Origin of the sequence: Neokomagataea tanensis, assembly GCF_006542335.1 — a bacterium.
Lineage (GTDB): Bacteria > Pseudomonadota > Alphaproteobacteria > Acetobacterales > Acetobacteraceae > Gluconobacter > Gluconobacter tanensis.
Genome location: NZ_CP032485.1, coordinates 472,062 through 485,855, shown reverse-complemented (window position 1 = coordinate 485,855; position 13,794 = coordinate 472,062). Strand labels below are relative to the sequence as shown.

Sequence of the window (13,794 nt, the reverse complement as noted above, 5' to 3'; positions counted from 1 at the left end):
TTACGAAGACCAGTTCTTCTCAAAGTCACCGAACAGGGTCAGGCCACCATCAACGAACAGAGTTTGTCCGGTGATGTATGTGCTGTCTTCGGCTGCCAAGAAGGTGATTGCATCTGCAATTTCACGGCTTTCACCGGGGCGCTTCATCGGGATGTGCGATGAGACGTTCTTGTACTGCTCTGGGTCGTTGATCCAGGACATGTTGATTGGCGTTACGATCGCGCCGGGCGCAACGGCGTTTACGCGGATGCCGCGGCTTGCGTATTCGAGGGCCAGCGTGCGGACGATGTTGTCCACCGCGCCTTTGGACGCAGAGTAGCCGAGATAATGCGGCTTAGGAATGATTTGGTGAACAGAGGAGTTCACGATAATCACGCCGTGAATGCCGTTTTCGAGCCAGTATTTGATGGCTTCGCGGCAAGGAAGCATGACGCCTGTGACGTTGACAGCCAAAACGCCTTCAAAGTCTTCCAGCTTGATGTCTTCAGATGGGGATGCGATCTGGTAGCCAGCATTACAGACCAGTACGTCAAGGCCGCCCATGCTCTCGATGCTTTCGCTCATCAAGCGCTTGACGTCAGCTTCCTTGGAGATGTCGCCTGTTGCGATGGCGTGGTCACCGCCGGCAACCTTCGGCAGCTTATCGCGCACGGCAATCAGCTTGTCTTCTTTACGGCCATTCAGGGCGACTTGAGCGCCTTCTTCAGCGAAGCGGAGAGCCGTTGCTTCACCAATTCCCTGAGATGCACCTGTGACAAGAACTTTCTTGCCAGCGAAACGGTCTATGTAAGGGGCGGGCATGGTTTCCTCACCTATCCTTCAAAGTGGTTGGTATCTAAAACGGGTTGAAACCGCTGTGACTTGTTATAGTCAACGCAGCACCTCTGAATGAGATGCCACGAAAACCACACAGCGGTTGAAATTTGAGTAAATCAGTCCGTTTTCAAGTGTTTGACACAAAAGAAAATTAAACGGACTTCATTGTTTTGTTTAGATTATCGAGAACGGCTGCTGGGTCTGTGTTTTCCAAAACAGCGACTTCTGCCACGAAGCGTTCTTGGGCAGCTTCAAACAGCTTACGCTCGGAAAAGCTTCCGTCGAGGCTGTCAACGTTGCGGCGCAGGTCACGGAGTACTTCGGCAATTTGGATCAAATCGCCTGAGTTAATCTTTTCCTGATAGGCCACGGCGCGGCGTGCCCACATGCCCTTGCTGACATGCGGCTTACCCTTGATGACGGTCATCGCTTTTTCGACAATGTCGCGCGTCACGATCTTGCGCAGGCCAGCCTTGCGGGCTTTTGCCAGCGGGATGCGGAGCGTCATCTGATTTCCCGGAAAGGAAATCTGAATCATCTCGATTGCGGTGTCCGCGACTTCGACTGTGCCGATTTTATCGACACGGCCGACGCCATGAGCAGCGTAAACGATAGAGTCGCCTTCCTGGAAGGGATCAGAGGCTTGTTCCGGGTCGGACTGGCGAGCAGTGTTCACGGCAGCGGCACGTGCCATCTCGTCGGTCATGCCGCCCTTCTGGGGGTCTTGAACGTATTCATAGGATAACCTCATACCAGAAAAAGCGGCTTTTGTCGCGGTTTTTCGATGGGAGCTTTAAGGCTGGACCCCATGTTTTACGGCAAAAGGTGCGCCGGGCTTGTCCCCAATGGGTTGTAGCAGGTCGCGTTCAATGGTGCGGGCCATCGTTGCCATTGGCAAGGCATGTACTGATGAACTGAATGGCTCTTGTAGGTCCCGGCCGCTGCGGTCCAGCATTTGGAAGAGCAAACCGATAATGCTTGAGCCTAGGGGTGTAATCCAACCGAGGGTTTGCACAGCGGATAATGGCAACACAATGCAGAAAAGATGCGTCGCGATTTCGGGTAAAAGTGAATATTGCACGGGAAGAGGCGTATTGCGGATGCGCTCCAGACCACCTTGTGCATTGGCAATATCGGACAATATGCGGTCCACCGTTCCGTGAACGGCACCGTCAATATTGTGTTTGATGACCTCGTCACGTACGCCTAGCCCGATCATGTAGAGCAGGGCGTTGGGGCCGTTTGTGCAGGCGAAAACGCGCTCTTTCATTTCTTCGGGCATAAGGCGCTGAACGTCTTCGCCTGTGGGTTCCCCCCTTAGGGCGGCGCGTAAAACGTGAGGGTAGGCCGCCATTGCGCGTGCCAAGTCAGGGCGCCCTCCAAGGAGAGAGGCTGTTTCGCGGCCAAAGGAGCGGCAATTATTGGTGATGGCGCCCCACAGGGTACGGCCTTCCCACCAGCGGGCATAGGCGGCGTTGTTGCGGATGCCCAAAAAGAGCGCCAAAGCTGACCCCATAAGAGAAATGGGCAGCGTGGGTTGTTCCATCCAGTCCTGATGATAAATCTGGAACAGAATGACCACGACTAAGTCCCATAATGCTAAGATGGCGATAGTAGGGAGTGTTTCTTTAAAAAGCCGAATAAACCCGTAACGACGTTGAACGATCATGGGACCTCTCATCGAAGAGTGCGTTATGGTGTGTATGTTATCGGTAGAATGAACGGTTTGGCGAATAGCAAAGTTTTGCTGAGCGTTTCGGTTGAAGGACGATATGACGATGGATGTGACTGCAGCAATCGCTTTGAAAGCGGGACAACCTCTTGAAGTTGATACAGTTCAGCTACAAGGACCTCGTGATGGTGAGGTCCTTGTAGAGATTAAGGCAACAGGGCTGTGTCACACCGACAAATACACCCTTTCAGGGCAAGACCCTGAGGGTTTGTTCCCTGCAATTTTGGGCCATGAAGGCGCTGGAATTGTTCGGGAGGTCGGCGCTGGTGTCAAACATTTGAAGCCGGGCGACCATGTCATTCCACTCTACACGCCTGAATGTCGTGAGTGTAAATCCTGCCTGTCCCAGAAAACAAATCTCTGCACCTCCATCCGTGGAACGCAGGGTAAGGGGCTGATGCCTGATGGGACGTCCCGTTTCTCGTATCGGGGGCAGCCTGTTTTGCATTATATGGGCTGTTCAACTTTTGCGAATTACACAGTTTTACCCGAAATTGCTTTGGCTAAAATCCGGTCTGACGCACCTTTCGACAAGGTTTGCTATATTGGCTGCGGGGTAACGACGGGTATTGGTGCCGTATTGTTTACGGCGAAGGTTGAGGCTGGCTCTACCGTAGTGGTTTTCGGTCTGGGCGGTATCGGCCTTAATGTTATTCAGGGCGCCAAGATGGTCGGCGCTGGGCGCATCATCGGTGTGGACCTCAACCCTGAGCGTGCTGAAATGGCGCGCCAATTTGGTTTGACGGATTTTGTAAACCCCAAAGATCTTGGCCCTAATGGTGACCTTGTTGGGCATATTATTGAGCTGACAGGGGGCGGCGCAGATTACACCTTTGAGTGCGTTGGTAACGTGACATTGATGCGTCAGGCTCTGGAGTGTGCTCATCGTGGTTGGGGCGTGTCATGTGTTATCGGCGTTGCAGGTGCGGGGCAGGAAATCAGCACCCGGCCATTCCAGCTTGTGACCGGGCGTCGGTGGATAGGTTCCGCTTTCGGTGGTGCGCGTGGCCGGACCGATGTGCCGAAGATTGTTGATTGGTACATGGAAGGGCGCATCAACATCGACAGCCTCATCACGCATAAACTGCCCATTGAGCGTATCAACGAGGGTTTCGATCTCATGACGCGTGGTGAGAGCATCCGTACAGTCGTTGAGTTCTGAGGCGGGTTTTATGCGTAATCACCCCAAGGTCGAAACTGTAAAACAGCACGCTTGCTGTGGCGGTTCAGTCCGGTTCCTGCGTCACCATTCTGAGGTGCTAGGCCTGCCTGCGGAGTTTGGTATTTTCCTTCCAAAGGAGGCTTTGGAAGGCCAAACTGTGCCTGTTATCTACGCTTTGGCTGGCTTAACCTGTAATCAGGAAACCTTCCTGATAAAATCAAACGCAATCCGTTTTGCTGCTGAACATGGCATTGCGCTTGTGGCCCCTGATACCTCGCCGAGAGGTGCGGGGGTGGAAGGTGAGGAGGCAAGCTACGATTTGGGGACGGGCGCTGGATTTTATCTTAACGCGACCCAAAAGCCTTGGAGTCAGCATTATCGAATGGCAGCTTATATTGGGGAAGAGCTCCCCAGTGTAACGGAAAAGTTGTTTCCGCTGGACGCTAAGCGAAGAGGCATCATTGGCCACTCAATGGGCGGTATGGGAGCTTTAATCCAAGGTTTGTCTCACCCTAATCGGTGGAAAACGGTTTCCGCGCTTGCGCCAATTTGCCAGCCAAGTGCTGTTGATTGGGGGCGAAAGGCTTTCACGGCTTATCTCGGGGAAGATCAGAGCAATTGGCGGGCATATGATCCATGCTTGCTGCTAGAAGATGGGCATAAGCACTCTTCGACGATTTTGGTCGATCAAGGGTTGCAAGATGAGTTCCTTGGCGCTTTGAGGCCGGATGCTCTTGAGCATGCCGCTAAAGCGGCGGGGCAAGCGCTTCAGGTACGACGGCACGACGCGTATGATCATTCATACTGGTTTATACAAAGTGTCATTGAAGCGCATATGGCACATCATGCGCGGGGACTTCTGGGATGAAGCACTTCCTTCTTGCGGTGTTTTTCGTAGTCGCAGGTTGTAGCGAGACAAATCTTGTTCCGCCTGGGGCTGGCATCACGCCAACGCACCATGCTGACTTCCGCCATGACACTCTGGCGCTTACGTGGCAGCCTGGTTTTTGTTTGCCTGACAAGCCAGGCCACAGCTGCACATCGGACCAACCGAAAACGCCATTGATTGGTCTTCATGGTTTGTGGGCTTCTGAGCCGACCTCGCTTGAAGCTCAAGGGGTGCCTGTGCAGAAGTGGTGGATGCAAGGCTGCGGACTTCTTGACGGTGGGCAAGAGCAGACATTGAGCTTGCGCCCAGAGACGAGTGCGGCTTTGTCGGCTGTAATGCCTCATTTTGAGCACCCGTTAGTGACGCATGAGTATACTAAGCATGTGCAATGCTTTGGGTATCCGGCGGATGATTTTTTTGTCAGTGCAATGACGCTTCGCTCGCGCTTTGAGGCATCTGCCTTTGGGCGCTATCTGGCAAATAATGTGGGCTACCGTGTCCAACGTGACGAGTTGCTGGCGCAGTTCAAGCACTTATCGGGTGTGACTGCTGAGCGTGGGTTGCAGTTCCAGTGCAGCAAACGAGCAGACGGGCAGGCGGTTCTTAGTCAAATATGGATGACGTTAGACCCTCAAAAGCTGGATAGCTTTCCGCAGAGTGAGGCTTTTATGTCTTCTCCTTTTGACCAGAACTCATGCCCGGCAAGTTTTCTTGTGCCCAGTTGGTCAATGGTCCCAGATGCTATCCGCTAGCGAAGTTTAAAATACAGATTAATGTTTTTGGGTTGAACAGAGCATCCTACTCCTGCCGTATGGCAGGGTGGGTGTGTGTGTGAAAGATGGAGAAAATACGATGCGGACGAAAATCGCAATTCTTGCGGCGTCATTCGTGGCTTTGAGTGCTGCCCCTTCTGTGCAAGCACATGCAAAACTCTTGACGGAAACGCCTGCAATTAATGCTAGTGGAACTGCGCCAGCGCAGATCACGCTTAATTTCTCTGAGAAGTTAGTACCAGCTTTCTCACGGGTTATGCTGAAAATGGTGTCTATGCCGGGTATGGATATGCCGACACCGCAGGACGTCACAGTTAAGAGCAGTGTTTCAGCCGATGGCAAGTCCCTTGTCGCTGTGCCGGCAGAAGCGTTGGACGCGGGAAAATACGTTGTAGAGTACCGTGCCGTGTCTGTTGATACGCATACTGTCAAAGGTACTTACATGTTTACTGTGCAGTAATATCAGTGCCAGTGTGGGTAGATTTAGGGATAAGAGCCAGTCTTTATATGGCTCTTTCTCTTTGTTTTGGGGTATCTTTTTTTCTATCCACGTATTTCGATGAAATAAAAGATAAAATCTCATTTCCGCATATTAAGTGTATATTCTCAATAATATGCTGGTTCTCTTTGGTTTTTTCAGTATCGCAAGTTATTTTTCTTACCATGAGTATGGAAGATATACCGTTTGTTGAATTGTCTTTTTCTAAAATAATAGAATTTTTGCAACAGGGTGACTACGATATATTATTCACCATTAGGTTGTTGTCCGTTCTAAGTATCCTGTTTTTAATTTTGCGCCTTCCAGAATCTAAGGTTAGCTGGTTCGCAAGTGCCTGTCTGGCGGGCTTGTCGTTGATGACGCTGGTTTGGTTTGGCCATGCTGCGTCAAATGACTTTGGCTTAGGCTGGCTCCATCTTGTGGCGGATGTTGTGCATATTCTAGCCGCATCGGTATGGGGCGGTTCACTAGCAGCGCTGTATTGGTTTTTGCTAAAAAGGAAAGATGCATCTGTCATTGAAAGCATCCTCAAGAAGTTTTCATTCACAGGCTATATTATCGTTACATTATTAACTGCTACAGGTTTAATTAATTCGTATTTCTTAATTGGTACGAATTTGAAAAATTACATTCACCCGAGTGCTTATGTCTTATTAATATATTTAAAGGTTATATTTTTTGCGCTCATGCTCGTGTTGGCGGCATGTAATCATTTTGTTTTGACGCCATATTTGCAGCGTGGATTGGCGGGGGATAAAGAGGCGCATGCTTTGAGGCGCCTCAAGGTTAGCATTGGCTTGGAATACGCTTGTTACGTTGTGATTATTGGCATTGTAGCCCTCGTGGGAGGGCAAGGCTTTTCACCTGATATGTAATCAGGTTTTTGCTCCGTACAAAACCTCGGGAGAGACTTCCGGGGATGTTGTGTCTTCTAGTCCATCGGGTGTTACGCGGTGGTAAAAGCAACTGCGCCGCCCTGTGTGGCAGGCAACACCGGTTTGCTCAACAATCAGGAGAATAGCGTCTCGGTCGCAATCGAGGCGCGCCTCAATTAGTTTTTGCTGCTGCCCTGATGTTTCGCCTTTGCGCCAGAGCTTTTGCCGACTGCGTGACCAGTAGCATACTTTGCCAGTAGCGAGTGTTTCAGCCACCGCGTCTTCGTTCATCCATGCCAGCATCAAAATGTCGCCGTTGGGTGCTTGTGCTATGGCGGAAATGAGCCCGTTTTGATCAAAGCGGATAGTATTGCAGAGCGCTTTGATTTTTTCGGGCGGGGGGGCGGAGTAGGTCATGGCGCGGGTGTCTCCTCCGGCGTGGATGTGGGACGAAGATCAGCCGGGAACCAATCAGGCCAGATGACCTTGACGGGTTGGTCATTCAAGGTCAGCGCGTCGCTAGTCCACGCTTCACGGCGCAAAATGGCTAAGCCCGTCGTGCCATGATGTGACCTTAGTTCTCCGACCTCTTTGCCACCCAGCATGATCGTGGCGCCGTCGTTAAAAGCGCCTTCAGGGGCATGGATGGGAAGGATACGACGCTTAAGGACTGCACGGTAATGGGTGCGGGCTGTAAGCTCTTGCCCCATGTAGCAGCCTTTTGTGAACGAAACGCCGTTGAGCAGATCCATATTTGCTTCGAGTGCGAGCGTTTTTTCTGCTTCAAAATCTTGCCAATCTGGGAGGCCTAGCGCGAGGCGCCGCAGTTTGTAGGCTTCGGGCGTTTCGCCTGTGGCGGTCATGTCGTGGGGAATAAGTGCGCGCCAGCCGGCATTCTCTGTGCGGGGATCGGGGGCGCTGATGCTGGCAGCAGGAGGGGTGCTGCCTGCCGGTCCAGTTATGACGCGCAAATCTGTAATGGTGATTTGCACATCTGCCCTGAGGCGAAAGCGCGAAAGGCGCTTTTGGAGCATTTCCGCATGATCGGCCGGGCATTCCATGAGCAACTGCACACTGCCGTTGTGATCGGTATGCTCATAGAGGAAAAATTCGCTGAGCCAGCGCCCTTGTGGCGTCAAAACGGCATTCCACACAGCGCGGCCTTCGGTAGCAAGGGTTACGTCGTTGCTTACCAAGCCTTGCAGAAAGGTAGTGCGGTCTTGGCCTGTGAAGGAGAGGACCGCGCGGTCTGGGAGAAAGCTAGTCATGCTTAAAGAGGTAGCGGATGCTTCGTATGCCGGGCAAGTTAAGATATGTTGTAGGCAAACATGTGCCGATGTTTGGTGCAGAATATTGGTGCACCCCGGAAGGGTATTGTGCGTTAATACTGTATAGATCGTGGAGAGAGTGATTCCTCATATGCCGTCGTCCGAGATTATAGATCCAACCCGTAATCCGGCGAAAAACCGTAAAAGGTTTTTTCAATTCATAGGGCCAGTATTTGGAGTTCTACTCGTTATTGGCGGCATTATAGGAATTAGCTTACACAATTACCAAACAATGCGTGGCGGCGTTATTTCGCTTTCGCGTGACTTGCTGCGAAGTCAGCAGCGCTACGTAACGGAAGAAGTCGAGCATTATCTGGCGCCTGCCTCGGACAGCGCGAGCATAGCGCCTGACATGTTTGATATACCGATTGATGCAAGCTCGCCCGATACATTCATGTTGTACGGGCGTTCAATGCTGGCGCATTTGCCGCAGGTCGATAGTTTCTATTTGGCCAATGACAAGGGCGAATTTTGGATGGTGATACGCCATAAAAACGCCTACGACCAAACGCATTTGGAAGTCGAAAACGGCCAACGCGTCTACCGACATACCTATGTTGATCAAGCCGGGAACTGGTTGGGGACGGGCTCTGATTCCGGGGATAGGGGAGAGTTCAGAACGCGCCCATGGTTCGTCGGGGCAATAGCGAAACCTGATCGTCATTTATACTGGACGGATCCGTACGCATATCTGGCGACACATAAATTCATTATCACAGCGTCTATCCCGTTCACGACAAGTGACGGGCATAGAAATGTCTTCGCTATTAATATTTCGCTGAATCGACTGACTGAATTTTTGAACTCGCTTCAAGTCGGAAAAAGTGGTCAGGCCGTTATCGTTGATCTTCAAGGCCATGTTATCGCGGGTCACAACGTTGCGGCGCTCTCACAGAAGGAGGGTTTCGACCCCTCGCATCTCGTACTGGATCCGGTGACGCAACCTGTTTTTACGCGGGCTTTAAATGTTTACCGCATCAACGGTTCAGGCGCAGGGCTGGTTAGGGCCAGAAATAAAAATTACGTCACGATCGCTTCAGCCCTGCCTATGGTGCATCGTGACTGGGTCTTGTTGCTCAATGCACCAGAAAATGATTTTTCCGATTTTGCCCAAAGTGCACGCACGCGAAATTTGGTGTTTTCTCTGGTGGTTATTGCTTTGGCGCTTTTGCTCGCCTCGGGGGTTGTGTGGCAGGGGCGGCGGCTTGAAAGCATAAGGGCATCCCTAGAGAAAGCGCGCAATCGTGTGCGGTCGGAGAATGCGGCTTTACTGGGGTTGGCAAGGACGCCTGATCTCTTTTCGATTACGCATGATGTTCCGGCTTTGACTGAAATTTTGGCGCAAAGAACTTCCGCCAGCCGCACGAGTGTCTGGCGGTTTTTATCCGGTGGCGAACGTCTAATTTCCGAAGATGTCTTTGAAGTGGATCATGACGTGCATGGTGCGGGCTTTGCGCTCACCAGATCCGAGCACGAGGATTTCTTTGCGCTGGTTTTGGAAGGGCATGAACTGGCCGAAGATGATGCAAGCCGCAATGACAAAACGCGGAATTTTCATCGCTTGTTCATGCGTCCATTCGGTACAGCCACTTTGCACGTTTATCCTATCATAGCGAATGGGCATGTTGTTGGGTGCGTCATGTTGGAAAATGCCCAACGCGCGCACGGAGCAGAACATATTATCGCAGTCGTAGCGGCTATCACTGGCTTGCGCTTTGCACAGGCAACAGAAGTAGAGGCCAATGAGGGGCCTTCTATGCCGATGAAAGACGTACATAAACTGCAAACGCGCTTCGATGAGGGCTTTATCCTTGCGCCGCCTGAAAGTGGCTGCCCGGTAGGGAACGGTGTTTACCCTGCGGTTCCTGTTGCAGTGATTTCGTTTGCAGAGACATTTGCCGCTGATCGTTCCATGGCAGAAAGAAGCATAACACTTGTTACCGAGATCAGTGCCACAATACAGCGTATTGCACGGGAGACAGGGCTTTTCTCCGTGCAGGCTGTGAGTAATCGCATTATTCTGATCGGAGGGTGTAAGCAGGAGCCTGATGCGGAGGCTGCCACGCGCCTCGCTGTTGCTGCCATTCAAGTTCGTGAAGCCTGTTACATACGCTTGGCACAGGCGGATATGGACCCTGTCTTCCGCATTGGATTGGATATGGGGCCTGTCGCGGCAACTATGCTCGGCCAGAAACCATCCATATTGCATTTCTGGGGGCAGGCCGTTGTAGCGGCTGAACGATTGGCATTGACCGCGCCAGATGCAGGAACGATCCAGGTATCAGAAGATGCTTATGTAGTTCTGAGGGAGCAGTTCTTGTTCAGGCCGAGGGGGATGTTCTTCGTACCCGGGCGGGGCGCAGTCAGAAGCTTTACGCTTGCAGGCCGACGAGAATGAACATGTTTCGCACAGTGCTTGCAGGGGCCGGACGATTTTCTCGCGCGCAGGGGCGTTTTACGCTTATGGCTTTTGGTACGGGGTGGGGTGTGCTGCGTGAGGCGCTCATCCCATCCTCATGGCGCCGTACAGTTCGTATTGAGTTTTGGAAAACACTCAAACAGGCCACAAAGGGTGCTTTGGTCAGCGTGTTTGTTACTGCGGCGCTTACAGGGTTCGGAATTGTTGCGCAGGCCGTTTACTGGCTGGGATTTGCGGGTATAGCCCAGCTTACGGGGTCTATTCTGTCCACGGTTTTGGTACGGGAAATTGCTCCGGTATTGGTTGGCGTCATCTTATTGGGCCGCTCGGGTATGTTGACCCTGACAGAGCTTGGTACGTTGACGATTGGCGGCGAGATGAGGGTACTGACCGGGATGGGGGTCGACCCGTTCCTCGTTTTTATACTTCCGCGCAGTCTGGCCATGATGGTGAGCGGGTTTACGCTGGGTATGGTCTTTAGCATTACTGCGCTTCTCTTTGGCTATATTGTCTGCCGTGTGGAAGGCGTGTTGAGCATGCCGGTTTGGACGTTTTTTGACCAAGTGGTCAGCTCTGTGCATGCCGTTGATTATATATCAATACCGGGGCGTTTAATCATAAGTGGCTTTGCCATTGGCATTACATCTTGCCTAACGGGAATGGATGCAACGGCCGATGATGATTTAGCGTCATTGCTGCCGCGCGGTTTTGCGCGCGGAATGTTGGCTGTTATGGGCATCAACGTATTATTTACCGTGTTGGTAGGGTGATATGAGCCGCAATGCCGTAGAGCGCCCGCCGACTGAACAAAATGAACGTAACCTCGTCGCGCTGGAGGCCGTTTTGGAGCTGCTGGATGCACGTCCGCGCTTCGAAGATGGGGGACTTGCGGCGGTGCGGTACAATTTGCGCTTAAACCCCGGTGATCTGGTTTTGGTGGAATGTCCTGACCCGCAGCAAGCGGCTTTGTTTGCGGATTTATGCGTTGGCCTATTACCTCTCACTGCTGGTCAGGTGCGCTGCATGGGCATGGCGTGGCAGGATCTTGATGACCGACGGCGAGCGGCATTGCGTGGCCGTGTTGGGCGCACGGTTGTTAATGGTGGTTGGGTTGATCTGTACGGCACGGATTTGAACATCTTGTGGCCGCATATGCACCATACGCGTGTACCGACAGAAAAACTTGCACAACGGGCCATCGAACTCGGGGTACGTTTTGGGTTGCCGGGGCTACCTGTGAGCATACCCTCCAAATTATCTTTATTAGACCGTTACAGAGCCGATTGTGTTCGCGCCTTTTTGGGGGATCCTGCGTTGTTACTGTTAGAAAACCCCTTGGACGATGTACCAATGCCGCTATTGCAGGCCTTCTTGGCGTCTTTGACAGAGGCGCGCGACCGCGGAGCAGCGGGGCTATGGATTACCCGCGGGACGTTCCCCGCAGCAGCGGGGCGGATCGATGCGACGTCCCGTTGGCGTTTGCACGATGATGGTTTGTTTTTGAAGCGAGGTGCGTGATGTTCCGCCGACGCCATAATAGCAGTGTGAAGCTCCTCTACCGCAACCGCTACGCGGATGAGTGGGTTGGATTGCTGGTTTTTATATCCGTGGCAGTTTTTGTCATTGCTATGGCGGAAGCAGGGGTTTTGAAGCAGTGGCTAACGCCTGAAAAAACTATTCATTTCGTTTTGCCGGAAAACGGTGTCGCTGGTTTGGCTGTAGGAAATGATATCGAAGTGATGGGCGTGCGGGCGGGTGAGATACGTCGTGTCGATATGAATACGACAGGCCGCATGTACGCTGAAGGTGAGATTGAGCCGCAATTTGCAGCGTTTATCCGCCAAGATAGCCAAGCCATTATTCGGCATCGTTTTGTCGTTGCCGGTGCGAGCTACATTGCGATTACCCGTGGCAAGGGGGAGGATTTGGATTGGGGCTTTGCTGTGCTGAATGCAGGAGTAGAGCCAAATCCGGCGGATGTCGTCGCGCAGACAGTCACGGAATTAAGGGCGCAACTCGTTCCTGCGCTGCATAATGTGCAGGACATTACAGCACAGGTTGACGGCATGTTGCTGGATTTGCGTGCGGGTAAAGGAAGTGTCGGCGGGCTGATTGCTAAGGACGACACGCTCAATCATGTTAACCAGACTTTAGACGACGTGCATGTGTTGCTGAGCAATATGAAGCCCATTGAAGGCAAGCTTAGCGGCGTTATGGACCAAGCCCAGCACACGTTAGCGAATGCGCGTTCAACGACGAATGAGCTGCGTAAAGCGATGCCGCAAATCCGCCAGACGATAGGGCATGCCAACGATGCGACGGCAGAGCTGCCGGGAATGATTGTTCAAGCTCAGGCCACGGCAGATTCACTGCGTAAATTAATGGATCAATTGCGTGGCCTGTGGATACTGGGCGGGCATGGTACGGAGAGCAACGCGTCTGATCGCCTGCCAGCAAAGGTGGTCCGCCCATGAAATATTGGATGCTGACAGCATTAATGTGTTTGGCGGGTTGTTCCGCTCACTCAGTAGAGCGCTCTAAGCCGGACGAGGCGTACCAGTCCTCCATGGCGACGGGGCGCAGTGCATTTGAGTTGGGGCACCCTGAGGAAGCTGAGCGACAATACAAGCGCGCTTTCGAGCGTGCGCTCCTGCGGGATGATGCTCAGGCGCTGCATGATGCGGGTTTTAATCTGGCGACGGCTCAGCTTGAACAGCAGCATACGAACGATGTGCAAAAAACATTGGACCGTGTGCAAGCTGCATTGTCTTTGCGTGGGGAACCTGAGGTGGGAGATTTAAAACTGATCCGCTCTGCAGCCTTCTTGAGGCAAAACTTACCTTCAAACGCTTTGCGTCAGGCCCGAGAGGCCCAAGCGGAGGTATCATCAGCCGATCGTACGCAGGCTGCTTACCTGATAGGTCGTGCAGCATTTGACCTAAGAGACGGTGCGACATTGTCTGAAGCAGTCATTTCTTCGTGCAAAGGCGCTGAAAGCGCGTTGCCGTCAGCGGATTGTACAGAGTTAAAAGCGCGTCAAGCTTTGCTGTCAGGGCAGGCTGGTGAGGCTTTAAAATTGGCTCTGGTTGTCGTTGGGCAAAGGCGTGACGCGCGTGACTATGTAAGTATGCGTGAGGCACTTGCCCTCGCAGCGAGCTCTGCAATGCGCGACGGGCGAGGGCAGGAGGCCGCGTCTTTGAGGGCTCGATTGCACGATAGTGCAGAAGTGCTTCGCTGACGAAATGTTGCTTGTGCAGCTGTGACGTTAACTGGAGGCGTGGCGGGGTAATGACCTACCCCG

15 protein-coding genes are annotated in these 13,794 nt (G+C 52.5%); 10 read left to right on the top strand and 5 right to left on the bottom strand.

Features of this window, described 5'->3' with window-relative positions; translation table 11 throughout:
• The 3 genes from D5366_RS02285 to D5366_RS02275 form a co-directional block, all read right to left on the bottom strand.
• Positions 1 to 801, bottom strand: coding sequence for an SDR family NAD(P)-dependent oxidoreductase (locus tag D5366_RS02285; RefSeq protein WP_141492123.1), 801 nt, complete (start codon positions 799 to 801; stop codon positions 1 to 3).
• A 166-nt stretch (positions 802 to 967) separates the two neighbouring features.
• The gene (locus D5366_RS02280; protein WP_240775299.1) at positions 968 to 1,522 is read right to left on the bottom strand and encodes a CarD family transcriptional regulator; all 555 of its coding nucleotides are present in this window, start codon (positions 1,520 to 1,522) and stop codon (positions 968 to 970) included.
• 87 nt (positions 1,523 to 1,609) lie between these two features.
• On the bottom strand, positions 1,610 to 2,485 hold the full coding sequence (locus D5366_RS02275; RefSeq protein ID WP_141492121.1) for a bestrophin family protein: 876 nt from the start codon (positions 2,483 to 2,485) through the stop codon (positions 1,610 to 1,612).
• A gap of 109 nt (positions 2,486 to 2,594) precedes the next feature.
• Here D5366_RS02275 and D5366_RS02270 point away from each other — a divergent pair, with 109 nt between their 5' ends.
• The 5 genes from D5366_RS02270 (at position 2,595) to D5366_RS02250 (ending at position 6,746) form a co-directional block, all read left to right on the top strand.
• Positions 2,595 to 3,710: an S-(hydroxymethyl)glutathione dehydrogenase/class III alcohol dehydrogenase gene (locus tag D5366_RS02270; protein WP_141492120.1), complete on the top strand. Its 1,116-nt coding sequence runs from the start codon at positions 2,595 to 2,597 to the stop codon at positions 3,708 to 3,710.
• A 10-nt stretch (positions 3,711 to 3,720) separates the two neighbouring features.
• Complete coding sequence (fghA, locus tag D5366_RS02265; protein ID WP_141492119.1) at positions 3,721 to 4,578, top strand: S-formylglutathione hydrolase; 858 nt, start codon at positions 3,721 to 3,723, stop codon at positions 4,576 to 4,578.
• Positions 4,575 to 5,351, top strand: a complete 777-nt coding sequence (locus D5366_RS02260) for a ribonuclease T2 family protein (protein WP_141492118.1) — start codon at positions 4,575 to 4,577, stop codon at positions 5,349 to 5,351. The genes fghA and D5366_RS02260 overlap by 4 nt, the downstream gene beginning before the upstream one ends.
• A 100-nt stretch (positions 5,352 to 5,451) precedes the next feature.
• The gene (gene copC / locus D5366_RS02255; RefSeq protein ID WP_141492117.1) at positions 5,452 to 5,832 is read left to right on the top strand and encodes a copper homeostasis periplasmic binding protein CopC; all 381 of its coding nucleotides are present in this window, start codon (positions 5,452 to 5,454) and stop codon (positions 5,830 to 5,832) included.
• A 47-nt stretch (positions 5,833 to 5,879) separates the two neighbouring features.
• The gene (locus tag D5366_RS02250; protein WP_141492116.1) at positions 5,880 to 6,746 is read left to right on the top strand and encodes a CopD family protein; all 867 of its coding nucleotides are present in this window, start codon (positions 5,880 to 5,882) and stop codon (positions 6,744 to 6,746) included.
• Here D5366_RS02250 and hisI read toward each other — a convergent pair whose 3' ends face one another.
• Both hisI and ygfZ read right to left on the bottom strand, forming a co-directional pair.
• Positions 6,747 to 7,163 carry a phosphoribosyl-AMP cyclohydrolase gene (hisI, locus tag D5366_RS02245; RefSeq protein WP_141492115.1) on the bottom strand — a complete coding sequence of 139 codons (417 nt, stop codon included), beginning with the start codon at positions 7,161 to 7,163 and terminating at the stop codon, positions 6,747 to 6,749.
• Positions 7,160 to 8,014 carry a CAF17-like 4Fe-4S cluster assembly/insertion protein YgfZ gene (gene ygfZ / locus D5366_RS02240; protein WP_141492114.1) on the bottom strand — a complete coding sequence of 285 codons (855 nt, stop codon included), beginning with the start codon at positions 8,012 to 8,014 and terminating at the stop codon, positions 7,160 to 7,162. Before ygfZ ends, hisI begins: the two co-directional genes overlap by 4 nt.
• Positions 8,015 to 8,165: 151 nt before the next feature.
• On the opposite strand from ygfZ, the gene D5366_RS02235 reads away from it, so the two are divergent.
• From D5366_RS02235 to D5366_RS02215, 5 genes are read left to right on the top strand one after another with little or no spacing between them, the layout of a single operon-like run.
• A complete protein-coding gene (locus D5366_RS02235; RefSeq protein WP_141492113.1) occupies positions 8,166 to 10,472 on the top strand; it encodes an adenylate/guanylate cyclase domain-containing protein in 2,307 nt (768 codons plus the stop codon).
• Positions 10,469 to 11,263 carry an MlaE family ABC transporter permease gene (locus D5366_RS02230; protein ID WP_141492112.1) on the top strand — a complete coding sequence of 265 codons (795 nt, stop codon included), beginning with the start codon at positions 10,469 to 10,471 and terminating at the stop codon, positions 11,261 to 11,263. Before D5366_RS02235 ends, D5366_RS02230 begins: the two co-directional genes overlap by 4 nt.
• Position 11,264: 1 nt before the next feature.
• Positions 11,265 to 12,011, top strand: coding sequence for a P-loop NTPase family protein (locus D5366_RS02225; protein WP_141492111.1), 747 nt, complete (start codon positions 11,265 to 11,267; stop codon positions 12,009 to 12,011).
• Positions 12,011 to 12,967, top strand: coding sequence for an MlaD family protein (locus D5366_RS02220; protein WP_141492110.1), 957 nt, complete (start codon positions 12,011 to 12,013; stop codon positions 12,965 to 12,967). The genes D5366_RS02225 and D5366_RS02220 overlap by 1 nt, the downstream gene beginning before the upstream one ends.
• Complete coding sequence (locus D5366_RS02215) at positions 12,964 to 13,731, top strand: hypothetical protein (RefSeq protein ID WP_141492109.1); 768 nt, start codon at positions 12,964 to 12,966, stop codon at positions 13,729 to 13,731. Before D5366_RS02220 ends, D5366_RS02215 begins: the two co-directional genes overlap by 4 nt.
• The last annotated feature ends 63 nt before the right edge of the window (positions 13,732 to 13,794 follow it).

What these genes read in the sequence shown, in the direction of transcription:
- fghA (WP_141492119.1), top strand. Translation starts at nt 3,721, where the DNA reads ATGCGTAATCACCCCAAGGTCGAAACTGTAAAACAGCACGCTTGCTGT.
- ygfZ (WP_141492114.1), bottom strand. Translation starts at nt 8,014, where the DNA reads ATGACTAGCTTTCTCCCAGACCGCGCGGTCCTCTCCTTCACAGGCCAA.
- D5366_RS02235 (WP_141492113.1), top strand. Translation starts at nt 8,166, where the DNA reads ATGCCGTCGTCCGAGATTATAGATCCAACCCGTAATCCGGCGAAAAAC.
- D5366_RS02220 (WP_141492110.1), top strand. Translation starts at nt 12,011, where the DNA reads ATGTTCCGCCGACGCCATAATAGCAGTGTGAAGCTCCTCTACCGCAAC.
- D5366_RS02230 (WP_141492112.1), top strand. Translation starts at nt 10,469, where the DNA reads ATGAACATGTTTCGCACAGTGCTTGCAGGGGCCGGACGATTTTCTCGC.
- hisI (WP_141492115.1), bottom strand. Translation starts at nt 7,163, where the DNA reads ATGACCTACTCCGCCCCCCCGCCCGAAAAAATCAAAGCGCTCTGCAAT.
- D5366_RS02275 (WP_141492121.1), bottom strand. Translation starts at nt 2,485, where the DNA reads ATGATCGTTCAACGTCGTTACGGGTTTATTCGGCTTTTTAAAGAAACA.
- D5366_RS02225 (WP_141492111.1), top strand. Translation starts at nt 11,265, where the DNA reads ATGAGCCGCAATGCCGTAGAGCGCCCGCCGACTGAACAAAATGAACGT.
- D5366_RS02280 (WP_240775299.1), bottom strand. Translation starts at nt 1,522, where the DNA reads ATGACCGACGAGATGGCACGTGCCGCTGCCGTGAACACTGCTCGCCAG.
- D5366_RS02260 (WP_141492118.1), top strand. Translation starts at nt 4,575, where the DNA reads ATGAAGCACTTCCTTCTTGCGGTGTTTTTCGTAGTCGCAGGTTGTAGC.
- D5366_RS02270 (WP_141492120.1), top strand. Translation starts at nt 2,595, where the DNA reads ATGGATGTGACTGCAGCAATCGCTTTGAAAGCGGGACAACCTCTTGAA.
- copC (WP_141492117.1), top strand. Translation starts at nt 5,452, where the DNA reads ATGCGGACGAAAATCGCAATTCTTGCGGCGTCATTCGTGGCTTTGAGT.
- D5366_RS02285 (WP_141492123.1), bottom strand. Translation starts at nt 801, where the DNA reads ATGCCCGCCCCTTACATAGACCGTTTCGCTGGCAAGAAAGTTCTTGTC.
- D5366_RS02250 (WP_141492116.1), top strand. Translation starts at nt 5,880, where the DNA reads ATGGCTCTTTCTCTTTGTTTTGGGGTATCTTTTTTTCTATCCACGTAT.
- D5366_RS02215 (WP_141492109.1), top strand. Translation starts at nt 12,964, where the DNA reads ATGAAATATTGGATGCTGACAGCATTAATGTGTTTGGCGGGTTGTTCC.